The following is a 5434-nucleotide window of genomic DNA, read 5'->3' as shown; positions in this document are numbered from 1 at the left end:
CTGCCCCGCCTCTAGCACTTACCCCATTCCATTCGTTACCGGCAATAGAATAAATACCCCAATGGATAAACTGGCCCAAACCATAACTGCGGAAAGCCTGCATATCAGCATCGGTACGGTGAGGTGGTGTTAAAGTACCGTATTTCACCTCCACCTTTTCGGCTGGTTGTTTTTTGGGGCCTGTCCACTGTGCATCTGCATAATTTACAACAGCCGTCGTAGCCATTGCCAGCCATACATACCTTAATATATTTTTCATATTCAAATTTTGTGCGTGTTAATCTTTATAATTCAATGGTTTCTTTCTTTTCATCGGAATTTCGGGATGCAGCAATGCTTTTGAAGGATCATAATAATACAACCCGGCTTTATTGTATAGTACTAAATGCTGACCCAAATTAGTAGTGAAAGCTTTAAAATCTTTTTTACCCTGATGCGTCCACCCGGCTTCGGCAAGGGCAGCAATCCTCGGGAAAAGCAGGTAATCCAAACGTACATTATTATCTACAGTTTCCGTCCAGATATTGGCCTGAATACCCAAAATCAATTGTTTTTCCGTTGTACTGTTTGCAAAAGATGCCGCATCAAAAGCATACACCTGCGCTATCGGATTATACAGTTTATTCCATTTCCGGCCGTATTGATGGGTACTATCCTGGACAAAATCGAAGTACAGTGGTAACCTCGGACATAAAACCACCTGATAGCCCTTACCTAAAGCGGTACGAAGCTGTTCGGGTTTTTCCTGCCGCCACCAGTAAATAATAGTTTTATCTTTAGGCAGATCGGCATCGGCCATTTCATCCCAAAAAATAGCTTTAGCATTGAGCTGATACAATGAATCGGCCATGCGTTTCATAAAATAATGCTCTACTGCAGCATTATCTTTCAGTTTTTCACGCTCACAGAGTTTTAATATATCTGGATTGTTATTCCATTTTTCGTTGCCATAACTTACTTCATCGCCTCCCAAATGGATTAATTGAGCAGGGAAAAGCACGTTGGTTTCTTTTAAAATATCGGTGAGGTAGCTATAAGTTTTTTCTAAACCCGGGTTAAAAGTAAATTCAGGATGCCCTGCAGCTCCACCACCTGAATATTCGGGATAAGCTTTATTGGCAGCCGTTGCGTGGCCTGGCATATCAATTTCGGGTATTACCTTGATATAACGTTCTGCCGCGTAAGCAATAATTTCCTTAATCTCGGCCTGTGTATAAAACTGTGCGGGCAGATCGGCATTTAAATAATCGCCGATACCACCAATGAGCGCTAAATTAGGGTAATTTTTAATTTCCAAACGCCAGGCAGGCTCATCGGTTAAATGCCAGTGGAAGGTATTGAGCTTGTAAAAGGCCATCCAGTTTAAAATGGATTTTACTTTTTCTCTACCGAAAAAATGACGCGATTCATCAAGCATCAGTCCACGCCAGGCATATGCAGGAGCATCACTAATTTCGGCAACCGGGATCTGATTGTTTTTACCGGTAAGTGCCAGTTGAAGCACCGAAATCATTCCATAAAAAATTCCGCGGGGATGATAAGCGGAAACGGTAATCTTATCGGGTTTAATGCTAAGCTGATAAGCATTGGAATCTACATTTTTCTTTACCGGTTTCAACATCAGCATAATGGTTGCATTGCTGCTTTTTTGCTGCAGGGTTATTCCTTTCTGGCTTAACAATTCGTTCTGAAAGTAATAAGCAACAGCTTTTAACCGGTCGTTATTAAACCCGATGGTTACATTATTATTCAACTGAAAAAACCCTGCACCGGCAACAAAATTTGCAGGCATAGGAATAATAGCTGCCTGTTGTTGGGCAAACGCAGCATTATAAATAAATAATAGAATTGATATATATAAAAACCTCATTAACTGGTTGTTATTTTTAATACATAAACAGGAATCTGATTTCCTTTTTTAAAATCTTCAGGCAGGTTCAACTTCAGTTCCTGGTCGTTTACCTCCCATTTCACTTTGTTTTTATTGCCCAATAGTTCGATACTTTTTATGCTTAAACCATTTTTAGTTAACTGTTTAAGCGTTACTTCTGTAGTTTGCCAGCTCCTTAAAAAAGCATAAACGGTTTTATCTCTCGCAGTATAATACACATCAGGTGCTATGTTTTTTGGTGTACCGTCAAATACAGCGTCTTTAGTGGCATTTTTACTTTCTTCAATAGATAGATTTTCTTTAGCAGCATTACTATTTTCTTTAACCACCAACCATAGATGACTGCCGTAAATGGCTTCGTGGTTAACATCCATCCACTTACCAACTGCTTTTAACCTTTCGGTAGCCCAATCAGGAAAAGTCCCATCGCCTTTTGGGCCAACATTTAACAAAAGATTACCGCCATTGGCAACAACTTCTACCAGGTGGCGCACCAGCACTTCCGGCGATTTCCAGAGGCTATCGTGCCTGTTGTATCCCCAATTCTGCCCGATGGTTAAGCACGATTCCCATGCCTTTTTTGATGAGGGCGTTAATGACTGTTCTGAAATGGAAAAATCGCCGTAACCATTACCGATCCTATTGTTTACCAAACAGTTTGGCTGTAATTTATTAACCAAAGCTTTAAGTTCGGCGCTTTCTTTTTTACTGATGAGTTCGGGTGTATCGAACCAAAGCACACCGATGGGACCATAATTGCTCAATAGTTCTGTAATCTGTGGTTTAACTTTCCGCTCGAAATAGCGGTTAAAAACCTTTGCATCTTCATTGGGATAATCCCAGGTGTTGCTCCTGCCTGCTTTTACGGGCCAGTTGGTGGGTACATCGGGATCCTGCCAATCCCTGCCCAACGAGTAATAAAGGCAAAGCATAATCTTATATTTTTTACAGGCCTTAGCCAGTTCAGCAATAGGATCACGTTTAAAAGGACTTCTTTTCACGATATTATAATCACTACTGGCCGAATTATACATTGCAAAGCCATCATGATGTTTTGCAGTGAAAACAATATACTTCATACCGGTTTCCTTTGCCTGTTTTACCCAGGTATCGGCATCAAATTTTATAGGGTTAAACTGATCCGCAATGGTACCATATTCCTGTACCGGAATACGTTCGTAAAGCATAAAATGCTCCCCACCTTTTACCTTATGGCCTTTCCAGTCGCCCGCGGTTTGCGCATACAATCCCCAGTGCAGAAAGAGTCCGAATTTATCGGCCCTGAATTTTTCCAACGCACTATTTTGTACTGTTTGCCCAAATAACAGCTGGGCAAACAGTACAAATAACAGACTTAAAAGAAGTGGTTTTCTCATTTTTGTTTTAATATTTGGAACTTAAATATAAGTCTGTTTAGTCATATCATTATTAAAGGGCAATTACTTTTATAGATGATGCCTTATCGTTAAAGGTGGAAACATAGGTGCTCGAAGAGGTTAACTCAATACTGCTTCCGGTAAAGTTATCTCCATCATACATAATTACTTTCACCCCTAAACCTACATTAACAGATGAGACATCGTTATTACTGATCCCACGGCTGATCAGATCGGCGGTTGTATATTCACCAACAGGTAACGAAACACCATAACCGCCATAACTGGCGTTCTGGTAAAATTTAGCAGAACCATTTGCACCTACCTGGGGTACCCCATTTAAAAATGAGAAAGAATAGGCTTTGCTCACATTACCACCATTTTTCAATAACAGTTTTACCCTGATGTTATAGGCTTCGTTATTTTTATAATAAAGCTCGCTAAAAGGAATAGTTGCCGAAATGGTATTTCCTGTTGCAGGAGCAGATCTCCAGGCCACCGCATTATAATCAGCATCGCTGCTACCCAAATCCGGATCCATATAAATCAGGATATCGCTAACTTCTTTATTGCTGGTAAACGAACCTGAAACATTGAAAGCCTGCGTTGTTGAATTGTAGCTAAACAAAGCATTAATAGATGTAGTAGCGGCCTCGTAAGGAATTTCTGTTGGTAAAGGGTTTTGAAAAACCTCGTTACGGTTAAGGATAGCGGCATCAACCTCAGTTAGAAAGGTAGGCTGACCTTTACTAAAAGTTACGTTTCCTGATCCCATTAACGAAGTACCCAAAGTAGGCTGTTCTGATGCATATTTGGCATGATCGTGCGGTAAATTTAAACCGTGGCCGAGTTCGTGCAGCATACCGCCCAATAAGTTCGAACTGGCATTTGGGATCTTATCAACCGCCATATTCGTATTATCGGTGGCGAAGCAATTTTTACCGTAGCCATAAAAAGGCTGGTCGAAACTGCCATCGGTACGCTGTGGCAATAGGATCAGGGTGTGGCTCGAATTCGAAAACTCAGATGCGTGTGTTGCTTTGTAAGCAGCAACCTCGTTCAGGATTTTAGTTGCCGAAATGCTGGCATCGTAAGGGTAAGCTGCCTGTCCGAACTGTGCAGGAATCTCGATAAACTTTACTAAACCCGTAGAATCTACTTTCGGTAAGCCCATGTATTTATCATAGCCATACCTTAACATTTCGGTATGGAACCAGCCCTGAAAATGGGCGAAAAGTGTGGTTAACCTGGTTTTGTAATCCGCAAGTGCCGGATTATCGGTTGGTACGAACATTACAATATTCAAATTTTTAGTATTGGTAACAAAACTGGGCGGTGTGGTTCCGGAGCCCAGTGCCAATGTTTTTGGTTTCGCATCTGTAGTTTCTAATCCTGAAACTGGAGCTTTTTTACAGCTGCTCATCAAAATACCGCCCGAAATCGTTAAGAGCAGGGCAAAGCAAAGTTGTTTTTTGTTTTTCATTGTTAATGGTTTTTATGGTTGATTTGTTTATTGGTTCATTAGTCAATGGTTCATTCGTTCACTTGTCATTTGTTTATTGGTTTGATGGCTCATAGTTAATGGCCACATTGTTTATAACAATAGCTTAAATCTTAATTTCCTTAACTTCTTAAAGGTTTATTGGTTCATTAGTTCAATTGTCATTTGTTCATTGGTTATGCGTATTCGTCATTTCGAGCGGAGTATAACGGAGCCGAGAACCCGAAGGCTCTGCGAAGCAAAATCTGTCTCGAGATAGATCTCTCCACTACGCTTCGCTTCGGTCGAGATGACGTAAAGATTCGACTCCGCTCAGGTTGACATTCTGCTATAACGGGCAAAAGACTGAAGACTCAGGACTACCGACTACAGACTAAAACAAAACCTTCAACACACGCCCCATACTTCCTCCGCTTATCTCTAAACCTTCGGGCACCGAAATCCGCAGCCCTTTATGATCCTGTTTCCATTCCAGTTTTTCGTTTGTTTCTTCGAGCAATACTTCCTTTACCTGCAACTGATCATCAGAAAGTGAGATAATTATGAGTTCACCAAATTCGGTTTCGTTTAAAAAAATCTGCAGCTCATCCTGTTTGCCTGAATAGAATATAATGGGCTCGAGTGTTCTGATATTTGTGGTTGGATTCATTGGTTCACTGGTCATTA

4 protein-coding genes and 1 pseudogene are annotated in these 5434 nt (G+C 40.9%); all 5 read right to left on the bottom strand.

The annotated features are described in order from the left end of the window. A pseudogene (locus B2V92_RS01040) lies at positions 1-259 on the bottom strand (alpha-L-fucosidase); the annotation flags it as partial. 18 nt (positions 260-277) lie between these two features. After that, positions 278-1870: a beta-N-acetylhexosaminidase gene (locus B2V92_RS01035; RefSeq protein ID WP_293304032.1), complete on the bottom strand. Its 1593-nt coding sequence runs from the start codon at positions 1868-1870 to the stop codon at positions 278-280. Next, on the bottom strand, positions 1870-3267 hold the full coding sequence (locus B2V92_RS01030) for an alpha-L-fucosidase (RefSeq protein ID WP_293304030.1): 1398 nt from the start codon (positions 3265-3267) through the stop codon (positions 1870-1872). Before B2V92_RS01030 ends, B2V92_RS01035 begins: the two co-directional genes overlap by 1 nt. A gap of 52 nt (positions 3268-3319) precedes the next feature. Next, positions 3320-4750 carry a hypothetical protein gene (locus B2V92_RS01025; RefSeq protein WP_293304029.1) on the bottom strand — a complete coding sequence of 477 codons (1431 nt, stop codon included), beginning with the start codon at positions 4748-4750 and terminating at the stop codon, positions 3320-3322. 391 nt (positions 4751-5141) lie between these two features. Continuing rightward, positions 5142-5434, bottom strand: a 293-nt coding sequence (locus B2V92_RS01020; RefSeq protein WP_293304028.1) for a hypothetical protein, incomplete at its 5' end; no start/stop codon positions are given.

This window comes from Pedobacter sp. UBA5917 (assembly GCF_002432345.1).
In the GTDB taxonomy this organism is placed as follows: domain Bacteria; phylum Bacteroidota; class Bacteroidia; order Sphingobacteriales; family Sphingobacteriaceae; genus Pedobacter.
Note: the sequence above shows the minus strand (reverse complement) of the source record. Positions and strands in the feature narration are given on the sequence as shown.

Bases quoted from the DNA above. Each gene is read 5' to 3' on its own strand.
- B2V92_RS01025 (WP_293304029.1), bottom strand. From the start codon at position 4,750: ATGAAAAACAAAAAACAACTTTGCTTTGCCCTGCTCTTAACGATTTCG.
- B2V92_RS01030 (WP_293304030.1), bottom strand. From the start codon at position 3,267: ATGAGAAAACCACTTCTTTTAAGTCTGTTATTTGTACTGTTTGCCCAG.
- B2V92_RS01035 (WP_293304032.1), bottom strand. From the start codon at position 1,870: ATGAGGTTTTTATATATATCAATTCTATTATTTATTTATAATGCTGCG.